The sequence below is a fragment of the Citrobacter sp. MGH106 genome (genome assembly GCF_001037495.1).
GTDB classification, from domain to species: domain Bacteria; phylum Pseudomonadota; class Gammaproteobacteria; order Enterobacterales; family Enterobacteriaceae; genus Citrobacter; species Citrobacter murliniae.
Window position 1 is genome coordinate 2,971,929 of the sequence record NZ_KQ089822.1, and the last position, 18,535, is coordinate 2,990,463.

Here is an 18,535-nt window from a genome sequence, read left to right on the forward strand (position 1 = left end):
TAATTATTCAGAGTACCGGACTTTACGGAAAATTCCGTAACACCGCATCCTTTTGTGACGCCGACTACACTATTTAAAAGAAAAATGACGCCGACAGGAGACCCATGACCGAACCAACCGATCAATTTTCATTCAATGTGCTCACTATTAATACGCATAAAGGTTTTACCGCCTTTAACAGACGCTTTATTTTGCCTGAGCTACGTGATGCCGTCAGGACGGTCGGTGCGGATATTGTGTGTCTGCAGGAAGTGATGGGAGCGCACGACATTCACCCGCTGCATGTGGAGAACTGGCCGGATACCACACACTACGAATTTCTGGCTGATACGATGTGGAGCGACTTTGCCTACGGGCGTAATGCCGTTTATCCACAAGGGCATCACGGCAATGCGGTATTGTCACGTTATCCCATCGAACATGATGAAAATCGCGATGTTTCAGTCGGGGGAAGTGAAAAACGCGGCGTGCTTTACTGTCGCATCGTGCCGCCAATGTTACCTCGCCCTATCCATGTGATGTGCGTACATCTTGGGTTACGTGAAGCTCATCGCCAGGCACAGTTGTCAATGCTGGCCGATTGGGTAAATGCCCTGCCCGATGACGAACCTGTCGTCGTCGCCGGGGATTTCAACGACTGGCGGCAAAAGGCTAATCATCCGTTGAAAGCCCAGGCCGGTCTTGAAGAGATTTTTACCCGGGCCCACGGACGCCCGGCGCGAACCTTTCCGGTGCATCTGCCGCTACTACGCCTCGACAGGATCTACGTAAAAAATGCCAACGCCAGTACGCCAACTGCGCTGGCTCTCCACAACTGGCGACATTTGTCTGACCATGCCCCCCTCAGCGCGGAGATTCATTTATGAAAAATGGCTGGCGTGAAGGCAATCAAATTCAGCTACTGGAAAATGGCGACCAATACTATCCCGCCGTCTTTGAAGCTATTGAGCAGGCACAACAAAAGATAATCCTTGAGACCTTTATCTGGTTTGAAGATGAAGTCGGAATACGGCTGCATGCTGCGCTGCTGAGAGCCGCTCAACGCGGGATCAAAGCAGAAGTGCTACTGGACGGCTACGGTTCACCAGATCTCAGCGATCGTTTTGTCGACGAATTGACCGCCGCCGGAATTGTTTTTCGTTATTACGATCCGCGCCCTCGCCTGCTGGGCATGCGCACTAACCTGTTTCGGAGGATGCATCGCAAAATAGTCGTGATTGACGATCGCGTCGCCTTCGTCGGCGGAATTAATTATTCCGCCGAACATATGTCTGATTATGGCCCTGAAGCCAAGCAGGATTATGCCGTGCGGGTTGAGGGTCCTATCGTGGTCGATATCCTGACATTTGTACTGGAAAACCTGCCAGGACAAAGCGCCGTACGCCGCTGGTGGCGGCGCCATCATCGGGCGATTGAGAATCGTCAACCTGGCGAAGCGCAGGCGCTGTTTGTCTGGCGCGATAACGAAGAACATCGCGATGATATTGAACGTCATTATCTGAAAATGCTGACTCAGGCCAGACGGGAAGTGATCATTGCCAATGCCTATTTCTTCCCAGGTTATCGACTGCTGCATGCGCTGCGCAAAGCTGCACGACGCGGGGTACGGGTGAAGCTTATCGTCCAGGGGGAGCCGGATATGCCGATTGTAAAGGTTGGTGCTCGCCTGCTGTACAACTATCTGGTGAAGGGCGGCGTCCACGTTTATGAATACCGACGCAAACCTCTTCATGGCAAAGTGGCACTGATGGACGATCACTGGGCAACGGTTGGCTCCAGCAATCTCGACCCACTCAGCCTGTCGCTCAACCTGGAAGCAAATATCATTATTCATGACCGCGCCTTTAACCAGACCCTGCGTGACAATCTGGACCCTATTATTGCGCAAGACTGCAAACGCGTTGATGAATCCATGCTTCCAAAACGCACCTGGTGGAATCTGACCAAGAGCGTGATGGCATTCCACTTTTTGCGCCATTTTCCGGCGCTGGTCGGCTGGTTACCCGCACACACTCCGCGCCTTGCCCAGGTTGAGCCGCCTGCCCAGCCCACTATGGAAACACAGGATCGCATTCAGGCAGAAGATGCCGGAGGGAAACCCTGATGGCAAAATCTCATCCGCGTTGGCGGTTAGCGAAAAAAATCCTCACCTGGCTATTTTTTATAGCAGTCATCGTGTTACTGGTTATTTATGCCAGCAAGGTGAACTGGGAAGAGGTATGGACGGTTATCCGTGATTACAATCGGCTCGCCCTGCTCAGCGCGATTGGACTCGTGATCGTCAGCTATTTGTTCTATGGCTTTTATGACCTGCTCGGACGGTATTATTGCGGGCATAAACTGTCAAAACGCCAGGTAATGCTGGTATCGTTTATCTGTTACGCCTTCAACCTGACATTAAGTACCTGGGTCGGTGGTATTGGGATGCGCTATCGGCTCTACTCGCGCCTTGGATTGCCGGGAAGTACTATCACGCGCATTTTCTCGCTCAGTATTACCACCAACTGGCTGGGCTACATCCTGCTGGGCGGTTTTATTTTTACCTTCGGCGTCGTTCAGTTACCCGCGCATTGGTATATCGATGAGCTTACGCTACGCATTCTGGGCGTGTCGCTGCTGCTGATTATTGTCGTGTATCTGTGGTTTTGCGCATTTGCCAAACATCGCCACATCACGATTAAAGGTCAAAAACTGGTACTTCCATCATGGAAATTCGCCCTTGTTCAGATGGCAATATCCAGTACCAACTGGATGGTCATGGGGGCAATTATCTGGCTGCTGTTAGGCCAGGGCGTGGATTATTTCTTTGTACTCGGGGTGCTACTGGTGAGCAGTATTGCCGGGGTGATCGTGCACATTCCTGCGGGGATCGGTGTACTTGAAGCCGTATTTATCGCCTTGCTGGCAGGAGAAGAGACCTCGCAAGGCTTGATCATCGCCGCCCTGCTCGCGTACCGGGTGCTCTACTATTTTATTCCGTTGCTGCTGGCGCTGGTGTGTTATCTGGTACTGGAGAGTCGGGCGAAAAAGCTGCGGGTAAAGAACGAGAAGGCGATGGCAAAATAGCCGTGAGATTTATTGCCGGATAGCATTGTTAACACCGCCATCCGGCAACAGATATTTAACGACGATTGCCGAAAATACGCAGCAGCATCAGGAACAGGTTGATGAAGTCCAGATACAGCGTTAACGCCCCGAGAATCGCGTATTTACGCAGGTTAGAGCTGTCACGCAAGTCGATCTGCTCGCCGATATTTTTCAGCTTTTGCGTGTCATAGGCAGTCAGGCCGACAAACACGATCACTCCAATGTAGGTCACCGCCCACATCAGCGCTTCACTCTTCAGCCAGAAGTTAACCAACGAAGCCAGCACTATGCCGATCAACGCCATAAACAACATATTGCCGAAACCACTGAGATCGCGTTTGGTGGTGTAACCATACAGACTCATGATGCCGAACATTCCGCCGGTAACCACAAAGGTGCTGGCGATAGACGAGTAGGTATAAACGATAAAGATACTCGACAGCGTTAGGCCGGTTAATGCCGAGTAGAGCATGAACAGCGTGGTCGCCATTCCGGCACTGAGCTTTTGCACCATGCCCGAAAGAACAAACACCAGCGCAAGCTGGGCAATAATCAGCCCAAAGAAGGTAATTTTGCTTGAGAAGACAAACATCATTACCGCTGGCGTATTCGCCGCATACCACGCAATAAAGGCCGTCAGTAACAACCCACAGGTCATCCAGCCGTACACCTGCGCCATATACGTTTGCAGACCGGAACGGGCCTGTACAATAGAATCGGATCGTGGGAATCGGTCCATGACAATCTCCTGAATCAGTATGAGCCTACAACAATTGTACTCTACCAGCGTTTTGCTGCTTGTTTATCGCTGTCACGGGCGTCCACCCAACGTTCGCCTTCCGGCGTTGCTTCACGCTTCCAGAACGGCGCGCGAGTCTTCAGATAATCCATAATGAACTGGCCGGCATCAAACGCGCTGCTGCGATGTGCGCTGGTTACGCCGACGAAGACGATTTCATCCCCAGGCCACAGTTCGCCGATGCGATGTATAACCGTTACGCGACCTAACGGCCAGCGTTCGCGCGCCTCTTCAACGATTTCTGCCAGCGCTTTCTCGGTCATGCCAGGATAGTGTTCCAGCGTTAACGCCTTTACGCTGTCGCCGAGGTTGTGGTTCCGGACTTTACCGGTGAAAGTGACCACCGCGCCATCTTCGTCGCGCTCTGCCAGCCAGGGATACTCTTCCCCGACGCTAAACGGAGCATGTCCAACAACAATTCGCGTTTCAGCCATCTCAGCCTCCGGTTACCGGCGGGAAGAAGGCGACTTCATCTCCCGCTTTAACGGGATAATCAAAGCTGACCAGCGTCTGGTTAACCGCAGCCAGCAGTTTGCCGTCTTCGAGAGCCAGCGCCCAACGATCGCTTTTGGCGGCCAGATGCTGGCGCAGCGCCTCTACCGTAGGAAATTCTGCTGTGACGTCTAACGCATCCGTGTCCACCAGTTCACGTACCTGGGCAAAGAAAAGAACTTTAATCATGCGCATCCACCTTAAAATCTCCCGACTTGCCGCCGCTTTTCGCCAACAGCCGCACCGGACCAATCACCATATCCTTTTGTACCGCTTTGCACATGTCGTAGATGGTCAACGCAGCCACCGATGCCGCCGTTAAAGCTTCCATTTCGACACCGGTTTTACCGGTCAGACGACACAGCGACTCAATGCGCACACGGTTGTGCTCCGGCTCGGCGCGCAGATTAACTTCAACCTTGCTGAGCATCAGTGGGTGACACAACGGGATAAGATCCCAGGTGCGTTTGGCCGCCTGGATACCGGCAATTCGGGCCGTAGCGAAAACGTCGCCTTTATGGTGGCTACCGTCGATAATCATTGCCAGAGTTTCGCTGCGCATGGTGACGAATGCTTCAGCACGCGCTTCACGTACGGTTTCCGCTTTGGCGGAGACATCCACCATGTGCGCTTCGCCAGCGGCGTTAATATGAGTCAGTTGCGACATACTTATTTCTTCAAATGTGGGTGGAAATTACACGGACGTGTACGGGCATCAAGCTGCGGCGCAATAATGTTTTCCCAGGCGGTACGACACGCTTTAGTCGAACCCGGCATAGCGAAAATCAGCGTTTTATTGGCGACCCCGGCAATCGCACGGGATTGCAGCGTCGCAGTACCAATCTCTTCAAAAGAGAGCATACGGAACACTTCGCCAAAACCTTCGACTTCTCTGTCAAACAACGGCTGCAGCGCTTCCGGCGCCTGGTCTCCTTCAGTCAACCCCGTGCCACCAGTAATGAGCACTACCTGCACGTCGTCGCTGGCAATCCAGGCAGACACCTGGGCGCGAATAGCGTAACGGTTCTCTTTGACAATTGCCTTATCAACAATCTGATGACCTGCTTCCAGTGCAGAGTCACGCAAATAATGACCTGAAGTGTCGTCTTCTTCACCACGACGGCTGGAAACAGTAAGAATAGCAATGCGTGTCGGGATAAATTCAGCGCTTACCTGACTCATCTTTAATCTCCTTTTTGTAGATTATCCACCGATATATGAGAGGTTCTGGGTTATGCCGGTATTGTTCTGATGCAGGAAGTGGGTTTGCTTTTTCTCTAGCAGAGCGGCAGAGATACGCTCTTCCAGCGCTTGCTGCTGCGCATCATCCTCCAGCAAATCACGCAGGCTAACGCCGCCTTCACCAAATAAACACAAATGAAGTTTGCCGACTGATGAAACGCGCAGACGGTTACAGGTGGCGCAGAAGTCTTTTTCATAAGGCATGATCAGGCCGATCTCGCCGGCATAATCAGGATGACAGAAAACCTGCGCCGGACCGTCGCTGCGTTGACGTAGCTGGTGGATCCAGCCGCGACGCAGCAGTTCATCGCGCAGAACCTGCCCGGAGATATGGTGTTTACGAAAGAGAGAACTGCCTTCGCCGGTTTCCATCAGTTCAATAAAGCGCAACTGAATTGGACGCGGCTGGATCCAGGCAAGGAAGGTGTCCAGTTGATGATGGTTCACGTCGCGCATCAGCACGGTGTTCACTTTCACTTTTTCAAAACCGGCATCAAATGCGGCATCAATACCAGCCATTACCTGCTGAAATTTGTCCTGTCCGGTAATGGCGTGAAACTGGCGAGCATCAAGGCTGTCGACGCTGACGTTCAGCGCCGTGAGTCCCGCTTCGCGCCAGGTAGCGGCATCCCGCGCCAGACGGTACCCGTTGGTGGTTACCGCAATCTGACGGATAGCGTCATTTTCACGCACGGCGGCGATGATGTCGGTAAAGTCGCGACGCAAGGACGGTTCGCCTCCCGTCAGACGCACTTTTTCCGTTCCCAGGCTGGCGAACGCACGTGTGACACGACGAATTTCATCAACGGTCAGAAAGCCGTTATTGGTAACGCCGCCGGGCTTATAGCCATCCGGCAGACAGTAGGTGCAACGAAAGTTACACACATCGGTAATCGACAAACGTAAGTAGTAAAACTTACGAGCGAAAGCATCAGTAAGTTGAGAGCCCATGTACACCTTTCCAAATACGGGAGGCGAAGTCATTTCTTCCTGCGCCCTGGTGACAATCTCATATAAGCATTGTCACGGCCAAAGCACCGTATCATTTGACCCAGGTGCAGTGGCTAGAGTGTTTATTGTGGTTATGCCGATACTAGCGTGTAAATGGTAGTTTTGCCATGTACACTTTCGCTGTATAAACATGTATATAACGACATGATCGTGCATTTTCGCTACAGAATAAGTAAAAACCACACTTTTGCATTGATATACATCATCTTGTCGTAAGGTGAGCCTCGTCAGAAAGAGGTAGATCACAGAAAATTTTTTCTCTGAAACCCGCTGGCTAATTGCTGAAAACACGCAATTTACGCTACTGTACGCTGATAAATTGATATCAGGAAAATATATGCGTACTCGCACGCTGGCAGATCTGGATCGCGTTGTCGCTCTCGGCGGAGGGCATGGATTAGGACGCGTTCTCTCTTCACTTTCCCCTTTAGGCTCACGCCTGACGGGCATTGTTACCACCACCGATAATGGCGGTTCCACAGGCCGCATTCGGCGCTCCGAAGGGGGTATTGCCTGGGGAGACATGCGTAACTGCCTGAACCAGTTAATTACCCAGCCAAGCGTCGCATCCGCCATGTTTGAGTACCGTTTTGGCGGTAATGGCGAGCTTTCCGGGCATAACCTCGGAAATCTGATGTTAAAGGCGCTGGATCACCTGAGCGTGCGGCCTCTGGAAGCCATCAATTTAATTCGCAGTCTACTGAAAGTGGATGCGCATTTAATTCCGATGTCAGAGCTGCCGGTGGATCTTATGGCTATCGACGATCAGGGACATGAGGTCTATGGCGAAGTGAATATTGATCAGCTCACTATTCCCCCTCAGGAGTTGATGCTTTCGCCAAAGGTCCCGGCCACGCGGGAAGCGATTGAAGCTATCGCGGAAGCGGATTTGATTCTGATAGGACCGGGCAGCTTTTACACCAGCCTGATGCCGATCCTGCTGCTCGATGAACTGGCGCAGGCATTGCGTCGCACTCCGGCACCGATGGTTTATATTGGCAATCTGGGGCGTGAATTAAGCCTGCCAGCCGCCAGCCTGACGCTCAGAGATAAGCTGGCAATCATCGAACAGTACGTCGGGAAGAAGGTCATTGATGCGGTAATTGTGGGGCCGAAGGTGGATGTTTCAGCCGTTACTGACCGCATTGTGATTCAGGACGTGCTGGAAGCCAGCGATATTCCTTATCGCCACGACCGCCAGCTATTGCACACCGCGCTGGAAAAAGTGGTACAGGCTTTAGGCTGAGCTAATTTGCCTGATGACGCTTATCAGGCCTACACCGACCTTGACGTTTGTAGGCCGGATAAGGGGTTTACCCCGCCATCCGGCAACGCGTTAAGACGCCGCAATAAACAGCTCGCGAAGCTGATGCAACTGGTCACGGATCTGTGCTGCCTCTTCGAACTCCAGGTTCTGCGCATGCTGCATCATCAGCCCTTCCAGCTCATGGATTTTCTGCTGCAGCGCCTTCGGCGTCATATCCAGCTCAACCACTTCAGACTTCGCCCCGGCGCGAGACTTCCCTCTGCCTTTGGCTTTTGTTTTGGCAATATTCTGACCCAACGCCAGAATATCGACCACTTTCTTGTTCAGTCCCTGAGGAGTAATACCGTGCTCTTCGTTGTACTGCTGCTGCTTCTCGCGACGACGTTCGGTTTCACTAATCGCCTTCGCCATCGAGGCGGTAATTTTATCGCCGTAGAGGATCGCTTTTCCGTTGATGTTACGTGCCGCACGACCAATGGTCTGGATAAGCGATCGCTCAGAACGCAGGAACCCTTCTTTATCTGCGTCCAGAATCGCCACCAGAGAGACCTCAGGCATGTCCAGGCCCTCACGTAACAGGTTGATGCCGACTAACACGTCAAACTCGCCCAGGCGCAGGTCACGGATGATTTCCATCCGCTCCACGGTGTCGATGTCCGAGTGCAGATAGCGCACTCGCTCGCCGTGCTCTTCGAGGTATTCCGTGAGATCTTCCGCCATCCGTTTGGTCAGCGTCGTGACCAGTACGCGCTCATTAATCGCCGCGCGGATACGAATTTCAGAGAGCAGATCGTCGACCTGCGTCGCTACCGGACGCACCTCAATAACCGGATCCAACAGACCGGTTGGTCGTACGACCTGATCGACCACTTCATCACCGGATTTCTCCAGTTCATAATTACCTGGTGTCGCAGACACATAGATGGTTTGCGGCGCCAGTGCTTCAAACTCTTCAAACTTCAGCGGGCGGTTATCCAGCGCAGACGGCAGACGGAACCCGTACTCGACCAGCGTCTCTTTTCGCGCCCGGTCGCCGCGATACATCCCGCCAATTTGCGGAATGGTGACGTGGGACTCATCCACTACCAACAGACCGTCGGCTGGCAGGTAATCAAACAACGTCGGCGGCGGCTCGCCTGGCCCTCGCCCGGACAAATAACGGGAATAGTTTTCAATGCCAGAGCAGTATCCCAGTTCGTTCATCATTTCCAGATCGAACTGCGTACGCTGGCTTAAGCGCTGTTCTTCCAGTAGTTTGTTGTTCGCCAGCAGGTTTTTACGTCTTTCGGCCAGCTCGACTTTAATGTCTTCCATGGCCTGCACAATGCGTTCGCGAGGCGTCACGTAGTGTGTTTTAGGATAGATGGTGTAGCGCGGGATGGTTGATTCAACCTGCCCGGTCAGCGGGTCAAACAGTGACAGACGCTCAACTTCTTCATCAAACAGCTCCACGCGCAGCGCAATATCGTCAGACTCAGCCGGGAAGATGTCGATCACTTCACCGCGCACACGGAAAGTACCGCGCTGGAATGCCTGATCGTTACGGGTATATTGCAACTCCGCCAGACGGCGCAGAATGGCCCGCTGATCGATAATCATCCCCACCGTCAGGTGCAGCATCATTTTCAGATACAAGTCCGGGTCACCCAAACCATAGATCGCGGAAACCGAGGCCACGACCACCACATCCCGACGCTCCAGCAGCGCCTTGGTCGCCGACAGTCGCATCTGCTCAATATGCTCGTTTACCGACGCATCTTTCTCGATAAACGTATCAGAACTCGGCACATACGCTTCCGGCTGATAATAGTCGTAGTAGGAGACAAAATACTCAACCGCATTATCCGGAAAGAACTCTTTCATCTCACCATATAGCTGGGCTGCCAGCGTCTTGTTAGGCGCCAGCACCATTGTGGGACGCTGTAAGTCAGCTATCACGTTGGCAATGGTGAATGTTTTTCCCGACCCCGTTACGCCCAGCAGCGTTTGATGCGCAAGCCCATCCTCCAGCCCTTCTTCCAGGCGACGAATCGCCTCAGGCTGATCGCCAGAGGGTTTAAAAGCGGAATTCAGTTTGAACGGTTTACTCATGAGCAGCTACCTGAAGCAATGGGCGGGCAGGTGTGTAATTTTACTCGCAGTCGTACATTTTGCCAGTAAAATATACTGGATGAAAAAACAGTAACGCGCCAGAATATATCTGTTACGCCATCAGAAAGCCCGTCACTGTGGACGAAAATTTTGGCGCTGACGAGATAAAACACCAGTAAAAATGTGTTATCCCCAGACCAATGACTTTTTTAACATTTGTCAAGCTACCGGATGAAAGTTTTGTGGCAACGCATGACACTTCTGCGACAGCCATTGATTTTATCTAACAATTTGTATTTAAATGACTATTCTCTCGAGACGTCTTTCGCACCAATTTAGTCGCAAGCCGCGTCTTCTCTCGCTTACATTGTGTTTTCTAACTCTAATGCACAAGGTTATCCACAGGAATAGTGGATAACTGCCTCCAGCCCGTACTGACTGCCGCCTGGCGAAAACACATCTATGGTCTTTTCTGGGGTAATAAAAAAAAATTATCGCTAATTTTTGATATTTATCAGCTAACGAAGCGACCTGCAGCAGCCGAGATCTTGCTCGCATTTTCATCATTTTGCTATCTGCACCACCATGACGCTCACAAGCACTGGCAATGTGCACCCTGGTGCCGGAAATCATCTCTGTGCTTTGTCATTTAATGTACGCAAATCGCTTATCACGCTGTTTATCTCCCTGGCTCCTCTTCTGGCAAGAGATTTGCACTTTTCTTCCCACTCCCTGCTCGTGGGGCGGATAACATCATGATGGAGAAAATCTATGCTAAGTCTTCGCGCAGTGAATCACTATTACGGTAATCAGCACACGCTATGGGATGTGGATCTCGACTTGATGCCCGGTAAGTGTACTGGCGTGCTGGGACTGCCAGGTATGGGAAAAACCACACTGGTGAATTGCATCACCGGTAATTTACCTATCGAAAGTGGCACCATGTTCTGGCATCAGGCCGGTGCGCCACCGCGCGATCTGCGTCCAATCCCCGCGGCCAGTCGCATCGCGCTGGGTATTGGCTACGTTTCACAAGAGCGGCGTATTTTTTCGCAGTTGACGGTAGAAGAGAATCTGCATATTGCGCGTAAGGCGGTTGGCGAAAGCGAGGCAATGAGCAGCAGCGATATTTACCGCCTCTTCCCACAGTTGTACGTTCTGCGTCGCAGCAAAGGGGCGATATTGTCAGATGACAATCAGTACCAGCTGGCACTCGCCAGCGCTCTGGTCACGCGCCCACGTCTACTGATCCTCGATGAACCGACGCGGGGGACGGGTCAGGCGTATATCCACAAGCTGGGAAATTTGATCGTGCGGCTGAGCCAGGAGCTGGGCATCGCGATTATGCTTGCGGAGCAAAGCTTGCCATTCATTCGCCGGGTCGCCGACTGCTATTGCCTGTTGCATCGCGGGCGCAATGTCGCACAGGGAGCGATGACACAACTCAACGATCCGCTTCTCAACGACTGGGGGACGCCAGAGATAAAACGCTAAGATCGATATATTGCCCTGTCGATACCCGCAGCGGATCTTCCGCCAGCCATGGGATCTCTCCCAGCAACGGTGCCGGGAGAGAACGCGTCAGCATCGCTATATATTCAGCGTGACGTTTACCCGGCGGCATCACGTCATTAGCGACCCATCCGGCAAGCGTCAGGCCAGCCTGCAGCACCGCCTGCGCGGTCAGGATGGCGTGGTTGATACAACCAAGCTTCACGCCAACGACCAGAATGACCGGCAATTGCTCCGTTTGAACCCAGTCAGCAAAACTCAGCGTCGGCGAAAGCGGTGTAAACCATCCACCAGCCCCTTCCACCAGCACCCAGTCAGCCTGCTCTTCAAGCGCACGTAAACCGGCAGACATCACCGGGGCCAAAATCGGTCTTCCTTCGTCAGCGCTGATAATATGTGGCGAAGTGGGTTCAGCGAAGGTATACGGATTAATATCCACATATTCTATCTCCAGCGTACTGTTGCGCTGCAGCGCCAGAGCATCACTGTTACGCAGGCCATCAGCGGTCATTTCACTCCCCGAAGCCACTGGCTTATACCCGACTGCCCGGTACCCCCTCTCTGCGGCTGCCTGTAACAGTGCGCAGCTGGCGACGGTTTTACCTACCTCGGTGTCCGTCCCGGTGACAAAATACGTTTTAGTCACGTTGAATCACTCCCAAAAAAAGATGATACGTCAGCGGGTATCTCCCCTGCTGACAGGGCCAGGCTAACTGTAACTGGTGTAGCTGTGAGCGGGTCAGCACACGCTGTTCACGACCTTCATGCAAATGCGTTGCTCCGATACCTTTGAGCGAACGCATCGCGCTCAGCGCGTCGTCAAACCATAACGTCACGGCATGGGTGTGGTAGCCAGCATCCCAACCATGCAGGGCATTTTTAAGTTGCTCCACAGACAAAAAATTATTGGCATGCGCCCGGTTATCTACAGCCTGCCATGCCTGACGCAACTCCGGCATGGAGCCGTGTACCAGCGTACTAAAAGCCACCGTCCCGCCAGGGCGTACAACCCGGTAAAGCTCGCTTAACGCGCTGCGTAAATCACCACACCACTGCACGGCCAGGTTGCTCCAGGCCAGGTCGAAGGTCGCTGTATCCTGCGGAATGGCTTCGATATCCGCCATCAGATAGTGATGGGCAACATTTTGTCGTTGCGCCTCCGCCAGCATCTGAGGCGAAAGATCCAGGGCGGTGACATCACACCCCCGCTCCCGCCAGTAAAGACTCATGCGTCCGGGTCCACAACCGGCGTCCAGTACATGTGCATATTCACGACCCGCCAGTAGCGCCAGTAACGCATCAGCGCTCTGGCGCTGTAACCCGGCGTGTTGTTCATAATAGGTAGCAGCACGTCCGAACGCAGCCGCAATGGCTTGCTTATTAACCAGCGTCATGCAATACCTCCAGCAAACGATCGATATCCTGGATTTCATGTGCCTGCGTCAGCGTCAGTCGCAGTCTGGCTGTACCGGCGGGTACGGTGGGAGGACGGATTGCTGTCACCCAACATCCCTGCTGGCGCAGGGCATCGGCCAGCCGTAAGGCTTTATGGTTATCACCAACGATCAGCGGCTGAATGGCGCTGTCTGAATTCACCAGTTTTAAATCTGGGGTATCCACACCTGCCCGAAAACGTTGAATTAGCATCGCCAGCTTTGCTCTCCGCTCATCACCTTCACGACTGCGGATCACTGCCAGCGCAGCACGCAACGCCTGAGCTTGAGCCGGAGGCATACTGGTGCTGTAGATCAAGTGACGGGCAAACTGCAGCAGATAATCGGCTACACTGTCAGAGCAGAGGATTGCCGCACCGCCGACGCCAAACCCTTTCCCGAACGTCACCACCAACAGCTCAGGCTTAACCTGATGCCGCCAGCACGAACCGCGCCCTTCTTCACCGGTCACGCCAATGCCGTGCGCATCATCCACCAACAGCCAGCCATTATGCTGTTGCGCCGCCGCGTGGATTTCCGCCAGTGGTGCACTGTCACCATCCATGCTGAACACACCTTCAGTCACCACCAGTTGCTGCCCCGGACAGGGGGTAGCCAGCAGGCGGGCCAGATGCTGCGGATCGTTATGGCTAAAACGGCGCAACACTGCCGGGCTCAGGCTTGCGGCCTCCAACAGTGAAGCATGACTGAGGCGATCGGCGACGATACGATCGTTTTTTTCCATCAGTGCGGTAATGACCGCCTGATTGGCGGCAAAACCGGAGATAAATAACAGCGCACGTGAATAGCCCAGCCACTGCGCCAGCTCCTCTTCCAGTGCCTGATGCGCGATGGAATAGCCGCTTACGTGACCTGAGCCACCGCTGCCAACGCCAAAGCGTTCTGCTCCCTGCTGCCACGCGCACACAATCTGCGGATGGTGGCTTAAACCGAGATAATCATTACTGGAGAAATTCAGATACTGGCGACCATCGGCCTGTAGCCAGCGTCCTGCCCCCTGCGTCACCGCATAACGGCGGCGCAGGGCATCGGCAGAACGACGCACCGCCAGCGCATCGTCTATTTTTTGCTGCCAGGTCATACTGTCGCCGCATTGTAGTAATCATCAGTGTCCGGCGTACGCAGAGCCTGCTCCAGACGCTGTTGCTGTTCGTTATCGCCCGCCAGTATCGCCGTTTGCTGCGGGTTAAGCCCCAGCTTGCGGAACAGCAGCAGATCTTTATCTTCGTTCGGGTTCGGCGTGGTCAACAGTTTGCAGCCGTAGAAAATAGAGTTGGCCCCGGCCATAAAACACATCGCCTGAGTTTGCTCATTCATCTGCTCGCGGCCAGCGGAAAGACGCACGTACGAGGTCGGCATCATGATCCGCGCTACAGCGATAGTGCGGATAAAATCAAATGCATCCACATCGTCGTTATCCGCCAGTGGAGTACCTTTTACCTTCACCAGCATGTTGATGGGCACGCTTTCCGGCGGCGTGGGAAGATTCGCCAGTTGCAGCAACAACCCGGCACGATCGGTGACCGTTTCACCTAACCCGACGATACCGCCTGAGCAGACTTTGATCCCGGCCTCACGCACTTTATCCAGCGTATCAAGACGTTCCTGATAGGAGCGAGTCGTGATGATATTGCCGTAGAATTCTGGCGAAGTGTCGAGGTTGTGGTTGTAGTAATCCAGCCCCGCACGGGCAAGACGTTGGGCCTGCGTTTCATCCAGCGTTCCCAGCGTCATACAGGCTTCCAGTCCCAGTTCTTTCACGCCCTGTACCATCTGCTCCAGATAAGGCATATCGCGCTCGTGCGGATTCTTCCATGCCGCCCCCATGCAGAAACGTGTTGAACCCCCTTGCTTGGCTTTACGCGCAGAGTCCAGTACCTGCTCAACTTCCATCAATCGTTCTGTTTCCAGACCGGTTTTATAGCGGGAACTTTGTGGGCAGTATTTACAGTCTTCCGGGCAGGCACCGGTTTTAATCGACAGCAGTGTACTCACCTGTACCTGCCGCGGGTCAAAATGCTGACGGTGGATCTGTTGCGCCTCGAACAGCAGATCCAGCAGGGGTTTTTCAAATAATTCGGTGACTTGCGACATTGTCCAGCGAGAAGAGTGAGCCATATTGGTGTACGTTTCGTTGTTAGTTTGGTGTAGACTTGTAAACCTAAATCTTTTTAATTTGGTTTACAAGTCGATTATGACAACTGACGATATTGCCTTTGACCAACGCCATATTTGGCACCCTTACACCTCCATGACCTCCCCGTTACCGGTGTATCCGGTAGCGCGTGCCGAAGGTTGCGAACTGATTTTATCCAGCGGTGAGAGACTGATTGACGGCATGTCATCCTGGTGGTCAGCAATCCACGGTTACAACCACCCGCAGTTGAACGCCGCAATGAAAACGCAGATCGATGACATGTCACATGTGATGTTTGGCGGCATTACCCATGCCCCTGCCATTTCGCTGTGCCGCCAGTTGGTCGCCATGACACCAGAGGCACTGGAATGCGTTTTCCTCGCGGATTCAGGCTCTGTTGCCGTCGAAGTGGCAATGAAAATGGCGCTGCAATACTGGCAGGCAAAAGGCGAATCTCGCCAGCGTTTCCTGACATTTCGTAACGGCTATCACGGAGACACCTTCGGCGCGATGTCGGTCTGCGATCCCGACAACTCAATGCACAGCCTGTGGAAAGGGTATCTGCCGGAAAACCTCTTCGCTCCTGCCCCGCAGAGTCGGATGGACGGCGAATGGAATGAGCTGGACATCGTGCCCTTTGCCCGTTTGATGGCCGCGCATCGCCATGAGATTGCAGCCATTATCCTGGAGCCGATTGTGCAGGGTGCAGGCGGCATGCGCATGTACCATCCTGAATGGTTAAAACGCATTCGCAGGATGTGCGACCGCGAAGGGATCCTGCTGATTGCCGATGAAATCGCCACCGGGTTTGGCCGTACCGGGAAGCTGTTTGCCTGTGAACACGCCAACATTGCGCCGGATATTTTGTGCCTTGGTAAAGCATTAACCGGCGGGACGATGACACTTTCCGCCACTCTGACCACCCGTCAGGTTGCGGAAACCATCAGCAACGGAGAGGCTGGCTGCTTTATGCACGGCCCGACTTTTATGGGTAACCCACTGGCCTGCGCCGTCGCCTCCGCCAGTTTGTCTCTGCTGGAAACAGGCGAGTGGCGTGCACAGGTCGCAGCTATTGAAGAACAATTGCGCAGCGAACTGGCACCTGCGGCTGATTCCGCATATGTCGCCGATGTACGCGTACTCGGCGCCATCGGTGTGATAGAAACCACGCATCCGGTGAATATGGCGGCGTTACAAAAGTTCTTCGTTGAACAAGGCGTGTGGATCCGGCCGTTTGGCAAACTCATCTACCTGATGCCGCCGTACATTATCCAGCCAGATCAACTGCGTCGCCTGACGCAGGTCGTGAACGATGCTGTGCGCAATGAAACATTTTTTAGCCAATAATCGGCGGTAAGTTATGAGGTTTCTGGCTACACTTTTTGGCTAACGAGAGGAGTCAGCATGAAACTAATGAGTAACGATCTGCGCGACGGGGAGAAGCTCCCGCATCGCCATGTATTTAACGGTATGGGGTATGACGGAGATAATATCTCCCCGCATCTGCTATGGGATGATGTACCTACCGGGACCAAAAGCTTTGTCGTGACCTGTTACGATCCTGATGCGCCAACCGGCTCCGGCTGGTGGCACTGGGTGGTAGTCAACCTGCCTGCAGATACCCGTGTGCTGACACAAGGATTCGGCTCCGGTCTGGTTGCACTGCCGGAGGGAGTCATTCAGACTCGCACGGATTTTGGTAAAGCGGGCTATGGCGGCGCGGCGCCACCAAAAGGGGAAACGCATCGTTATATCTTTACTGTTCATGCGCTGGATGTGGAGCGTCTTGATGTTGATGAGGGCGCCAGCGGAGCGATGGTCGGATTTAACGTCCATTTCCACTCGCTCGCCAGCGCGTCAATCACCACACTGTTCAGTTAATCTCTGTGCCGGATAAGCGTCAGCGCCATCCGGCATTTTCTTACAGAAACTCGGGCACCAGCTTCAGCAAGGTTCCCTGCGCTAACAACTCGGTCGCGCACTCAATATCCGGGGCGAAAAAACGGTCCTGTGTATAGTGTGAAACCTGTTCACGCAATGCCTGACGCGCCTGTTCCAGCAGCGGACTTGAGGTCAGCCCTTCTCGCAAATCGATTCCCTGACAGGCCGCCAGCCACTCCACGGCAATCACCCCGCGCGTATTGGCCGCCATCTCCCACAGTCGACGACCGGCCGCAGGCGCCATTGACACATGGTCTTCCTGGTTAGCCGAGGTCGGCAAACTGTCTACGCTGTGCGGGTGCGCCAGTGCTTTATTTTCGCTGGCAAGCGCGGCGGCTGTGACCTGAGCAATCATAAAGCCGGAGTTGACCCCGCCGTTTTTGACCAGGAAAGGCGGTAACTGTGACATGTGCTTATCCATCATCAACGCAATACGTCGCTCTGATAAAGCACCTATTTCCGCAATCGCCAGCGCCAGATTATCCGCCGCCATCGCCACCGGTTCCGCATGGAAATTGCCGCCAGAAATAACATCGCCCTCTTCGGCAAACACCAGCGGGTTATCTGAAACTGCATTGGCTTCCACCAGCAGCACCTCCATGACCTGGCGCATTTGCGTCAGGCACGCCCCCATCACCTGCGGCTGACAGCGCAAAGAATATGGATCCTGCACTTTTTCGCAGTTATGGTGCGACTGCGAAAGCGCTGTGGAATCGGTCAGCACGTGGCGATAAAGAGAGGCGGCATCAATTTGCCCACGCTGTCCCCGGGCGGCATGAATACGGGCATCAAACGGACGTCGGGAGCCCAGCACCGCTTCGGTGGTCAGCGCCCCGCATACTGTCGCCGAGGCAAACAGTTCCTGCGCTTCAATCAACCCGCGCAGAGCAAAAGCCGTGGATGCCTGTGTACCATTCAGCAACGCCAGTCCTTCCTTCGCCCCCAGCGTGATCGGCTCCAGCCCGGCCTTCTTCAGCGCTTCTGCGGCCGGAAGCCATTCTCCCCGCCAGCGTGCCTTACCCTCACCCAACAAGGTGAGCGACATATGCGCCAGCGGAGCCAGATCGCCCGATGCCCCGACCGAGCCTTTCGCCGGGATCAACGGGTAAACCTCCGCATTCACCAGTGCAATCAGCGCTTCAATCACGCTCAGGCGAATACCGGAGAAACCGCGCGCCAGACTGTTGATTTTCAGCACCATGATCAGACGCACCATCGCATCATCCAGCGGTTCGCCGACGCCCGCCGCATGAGAAAGCACCAGCGAACGCTGGAGATTTTGCAAATCTTCAGTGGCAATACGAGTCTGGGCCAGCAGGCCAAAACCCGTATTGATGCCGTAAGCCGTGCGGCCTTCGGCAACAATCTTATTGACGCAGTCCACACTGGCATTAATGGCGTCAACCGCGCTGGTATCCAGTCTCAACTGTACCGGCTGCTGCCAGATATCGCGCAACTGTGCAAAGCTCAGATGGCCCGGCGTTAAGGTAATGGTATTCATA

19 protein-coding genes and 1 riboswitch are annotated in these 18,535 nt (G+C 53.8%); of the genes, 7 read left to right on the forward strand and 12 right to left on the reverse strand.

Features of this window, described 5'->3' with window-relative positions:
* Nucleotides 1–104 precede the first annotated feature (104 nt).
* Genes SK36_RS13950 through SK36_RS13960 form a run of 3 tightly spaced genes read left to right on the forward strand, consistent with a single transcriptional unit; the run spans nt 105 to nt 3,066 of the window.
* Nucleotides 105–866 carry an endonuclease/exonuclease/phosphatase family protein gene (locus tag SK36_RS13950; protein WP_048221806.1) on the forward strand — a complete coding sequence of 254 codons (762 nt, stop codon included), beginning with the start codon at nt 105–107 and terminating at the stop codon, nt 864–866.
* Nucleotides 863–2,104: a cardiolipin synthase ClsB gene (gene clsB, locus SK36_RS13955; RefSeq protein WP_045441165.1), complete on the forward strand. Its 1,242-nt coding sequence runs from the start codon at nt 863–865 to the stop codon at nt 2,102–2,104. Before SK36_RS13950 ends, clsB begins: the two co-directional genes overlap by 4 nt.
* Nucleotides 2,104–3,066, forward strand: coding sequence for a lysylphosphatidylglycerol synthase domain-containing protein (locus SK36_RS13960; RefSeq protein ID WP_048221807.1), 963 nt, complete (start codon nt 2,104–2,106; stop codon nt 3,064–3,066). The genes clsB and SK36_RS13960 overlap by 1 nt, the downstream gene beginning before the upstream one ends.
* 55 nt (nt 3,067–3,121) lie before the next feature.
* Here SK36_RS13960 and SK36_RS13965 read toward each other — a convergent pair whose 3' ends face one another.
* From SK36_RS13965 to moaA, 6 genes are all read right to left on the reverse strand, one after another.
* Complete coding sequence (locus SK36_RS13965; RefSeq protein WP_040230421.1) at nt 3,122–3,826, reverse strand: Bax inhibitor-1/YccA family protein; 705 nt, start codon at nt 3,824–3,826, stop codon at nt 3,122–3,124.
* A gap of 41 nt (nt 3,827–3,867) precedes the next feature.
* Nucleotides 3,868–4,320 carry a molybdopterin synthase catalytic subunit MoaE gene (gene moaE, locus SK36_RS13970; protein ID WP_048221808.1) on the reverse strand — a complete coding sequence of 151 codons (453 nt, stop codon included), beginning with the start codon at nt 4,318–4,320 and terminating at the stop codon, nt 3,868–3,870.
* Nucleotide 4,321: 1 nt separating this feature from the next.
* Entirely contained in the window at nt 4,322–4,567 is a 246-nt protein-coding gene (gene moaD, locus SK36_RS13975; RefSeq protein ID WP_045441162.1) for a molybdopterin synthase sulfur carrier subunit, read from the reverse strand.
* Nucleotides 4,560–5,045 (reverse strand): cyclic pyranopterin monophosphate synthase MoaC, encoded by a 486-nt coding sequence (gene moaC, locus SK36_RS13980; protein ID WP_045441161.1) that lies wholly within the window; start codon nt 5,043–5,045, stop codon nt 4,560–4,562. The genes moaD and moaC overlap by 8 nt, the downstream gene beginning before the upstream one ends.
* Nucleotides 5,046–5,047: 2 nt before the next feature.
* On the reverse strand, nt 5,048–5,560 hold the full coding sequence (gene moaB / locus SK36_RS13985) for a molybdenum cofactor biosynthesis protein B (RefSeq protein ID WP_045441160.1): 513 nt from the start codon (nt 5,558–5,560) through the stop codon (nt 5,048–5,050).
* 21 nt (nt 5,561–5,581) lie between these two features.
* Nucleotides 5,582–6,571, reverse strand: a complete 990-nt coding sequence (gene moaA, locus SK36_RS13990; RefSeq protein WP_045441159.1) for a GTP 3',8-cyclase MoaA — start codon at nt 6,569–6,571, stop codon at nt 5,582–5,584.
* Nucleotides 6,559–6,704: riboswitch (molybdenum cofactor riboswitch) on the reverse strand. (Overlaps the previous gene by 13 nt.)
* 264 nt (nt 6,705–6,968) lie before the next feature.
* Here moaA and yvcK point away from each other — a divergent pair.
* Complete coding sequence (yvcK, locus tag SK36_RS13995; protein WP_045441158.1) at nt 6,969–7,877, forward strand: uridine diphosphate-N-acetylglucosamine-binding protein YvcK; 909 nt, start codon at nt 6,969–6,971, stop codon at nt 7,875–7,877.
* Between the two features lie 90 nt (nt 7,878–7,967).
* On the opposite strand, the gene uvrB is transcribed toward yvcK, so the two are convergent.
* Complete coding sequence (gene uvrB / locus SK36_RS14000) at nt 7,968–9,989, reverse strand: excinuclease ABC subunit UvrB (protein ID WP_045441157.1); 2,022 nt, start codon at nt 9,987–9,989, stop codon at nt 7,968–7,970.
* A 771-nt stretch (nt 9,990–10,760) separates the two neighbouring features.
* On the opposite strand from uvrB, the gene SK36_RS14005 reads away from it, so the two are divergent.
* The gene (locus tag SK36_RS14005) at nt 10,761–11,483 is read left to right on the forward strand and encodes an ABC transporter ATP-binding protein (protein WP_045441156.1); all 723 of its coding nucleotides are present in this window, start codon (nt 10,761–10,763) and stop codon (nt 11,481–11,483) included.
* Here SK36_RS14005 and bioD read toward each other — a convergent pair.
* From bioD to bioB, 4 genes are read right to left on the reverse strand one after another with little or no spacing between them, the layout of a single operon-like run.
* Nucleotides 11,449–12,147: a dethiobiotin synthase gene (gene bioD, locus SK36_RS14010; RefSeq protein ID WP_048221809.1), complete on the reverse strand. Its 699-nt coding sequence runs from the start codon at nt 12,145–12,147 to the stop codon at nt 11,449–11,451. The genes SK36_RS14005 and bioD overlap by 35 nt on opposite strands.
* The gene (gene bioC, locus SK36_RS14015) at nt 12,140–12,895 is read right to left on the reverse strand and encodes a malonyl-ACP O-methyltransferase BioC (RefSeq protein WP_048221810.1); all 756 of its coding nucleotides are present in this window, start codon (nt 12,893–12,895) and stop codon (nt 12,140–12,142) included. Before bioC ends, bioD begins: the two co-directional genes overlap by 8 nt.
* The gene (gene bioF / locus SK36_RS14020; protein WP_048221811.1) at nt 12,882–14,036 is read right to left on the reverse strand and encodes an 8-amino-7-oxononanoate synthase; all 1,155 of its coding nucleotides are present in this window, start codon (nt 14,034–14,036) and stop codon (nt 12,882–12,884) included. The genes bioC and bioF overlap by 14 nt, the downstream gene beginning before the upstream one ends.
* A complete protein-coding gene (bioB, locus tag SK36_RS14025; RefSeq protein ID WP_048221812.1) occupies nt 14,033–15,073 on the reverse strand; it encodes a biotin synthase BioB in 1,041 nt (346 codons plus the stop codon). The genes bioF and bioB overlap by 4 nt, the downstream gene beginning before the upstream one ends.
* A gap of 76 nt (nt 15,074–15,149) precedes the next feature.
* Between bioB and bioA the strand changes: the two genes are divergently transcribed.
* The gene (bioA, locus tag SK36_RS14030) at nt 15,150–16,439 is read left to right on the forward strand and encodes an adenosylmethionine--8-amino-7-oxononanoate transaminase (RefSeq protein ID WP_045441151.1); all 1,290 of its coding nucleotides are present in this window, start codon (nt 15,150–15,152) and stop codon (nt 16,437–16,439) included.
* Nucleotides 16,440–16,496: 57 nt separating this feature from the next.
* Nucleotides 16,497–16,973, forward strand: coding sequence for a kinase inhibitor (locus SK36_RS14035; RefSeq protein ID WP_048221813.1), 477 nt, complete (start codon nt 16,497–16,499; stop codon nt 16,971–16,973).
* Nucleotides 16,974–17,013: 40 nt separating this feature from the next.
* Here SK36_RS14035 and hutH read toward each other — a convergent pair whose 3' ends face one another.
* The gene (gene hutH / locus SK36_RS14040; protein ID WP_048221814.1) at nt 17,014–18,534 is read right to left on the reverse strand and encodes a histidine ammonia-lyase; all 1,521 of its coding nucleotides are present in this window, start codon (nt 18,532–18,534) and stop codon (nt 17,014–17,016) included.
* Nucleotide 18,535: the final 1 nt, after the last annotated feature.

Bases quoted from the DNA above. Each gene is read 5' to 3' on its own strand.
- uvrB (WP_045441157.1), bottom strand. From the start codon at position 9,989: ATGAGTAAACCGTTCAAACTGAATTCCGCTTTTAAACCCTCTGGCGAT.
- SK36_RS13960 (WP_048221807.1), top strand. From the start codon at position 2,104: ATGGCAAAATCTCATCCGCGTTGGCGGTTAGCGAAAAAAATCCTCACC.
- clsB (WP_045441165.1), top strand. From the start codon at position 863: ATGAAAAATGGCTGGCGTGAAGGCAATCAAATTCAGCTACTGGAAAAT.
- SK36_RS13950 (WP_048221806.1), top strand. From the start codon at position 105: ATGACCGAACCAACCGATCAATTTTCATTCAATGTGCTCACTATTAAT.
- bioB (WP_048221812.1), bottom strand. From the start codon at position 15,073: ATGGCTCACTCTTCTCGCTGGACAATGTCGCAAGTCACCGAATTATTT.
- moaC (WP_045441161.1), bottom strand. From the start codon at position 5,045: ATGTCGCAACTGACTCATATTAACGCCGCTGGCGAAGCGCACATGGTG.
- moaD (WP_045441162.1), bottom strand. From the start codon at position 4,567: ATGATTAAAGTTCTTTTCTTTGCCCAGGTACGTGAACTGGTGGACACG.
- yvcK (WP_045441158.1), top strand. From the start codon at position 6,969: ATGCGTACTCGCACGCTGGCAGATCTGGATCGCGTTGTCGCTCTCGGC.
- moaB (WP_045441160.1), bottom strand. From the start codon at position 5,560: ATGAGTCAGGTAAGCGCTGAATTTATCCCGACACGCATTGCTATTCTT.
- hutH (WP_048221814.1), bottom strand. From the start codon at position 18,534: ATGAATACCATTACCTTAACGCCGGGCCATCTGAGCTTTGCACAGTTG.
- SK36_RS14035 (WP_048221813.1), top strand. From the start codon at position 16,497: ATGAAACTAATGAGTAACGATCTGCGCGACGGGGAGAAGCTCCCGCAT.
- moaE (WP_048221808.1), bottom strand. From the start codon at position 4,320: ATGGCTGAAACGCGAATTGTTGTTGGACATGCTCCGTTTAGCGTCGGG.
- SK36_RS14005 (WP_045441156.1), top strand. From the start codon at position 10,761: ATGCTAAGTCTTCGCGCAGTGAATCACTATTACGGTAATCAGCACACG.
- moaA (WP_045441159.1), bottom strand. From the start codon at position 6,571: ATGGGCTCTCAACTTACTGATGCTTTCGCTCGTAAGTTTTACTACTTA.
- bioC (WP_048221810.1), bottom strand. From the start codon at position 12,895: ATGACGCTGGTTAATAAGCAAGCCATTGCGGCTGCGTTCGGACGTGCT.
- bioF (WP_048221811.1), bottom strand. From the start codon at position 14,036: ATGACCTGGCAGCAAAAAATAGACGATGCGCTGGCGGTGCGTCGTTCT.
- SK36_RS13965 (WP_040230421.1), bottom strand. From the start codon at position 3,826: ATGGACCGATTCCCACGATCCGATTCTATTGTACAGGCCCGTTCCGGT.
- bioA (WP_045441151.1), top strand. From the start codon at position 15,150: ATGACAACTGACGATATTGCCTTTGACCAACGCCATATTTGGCACCCT.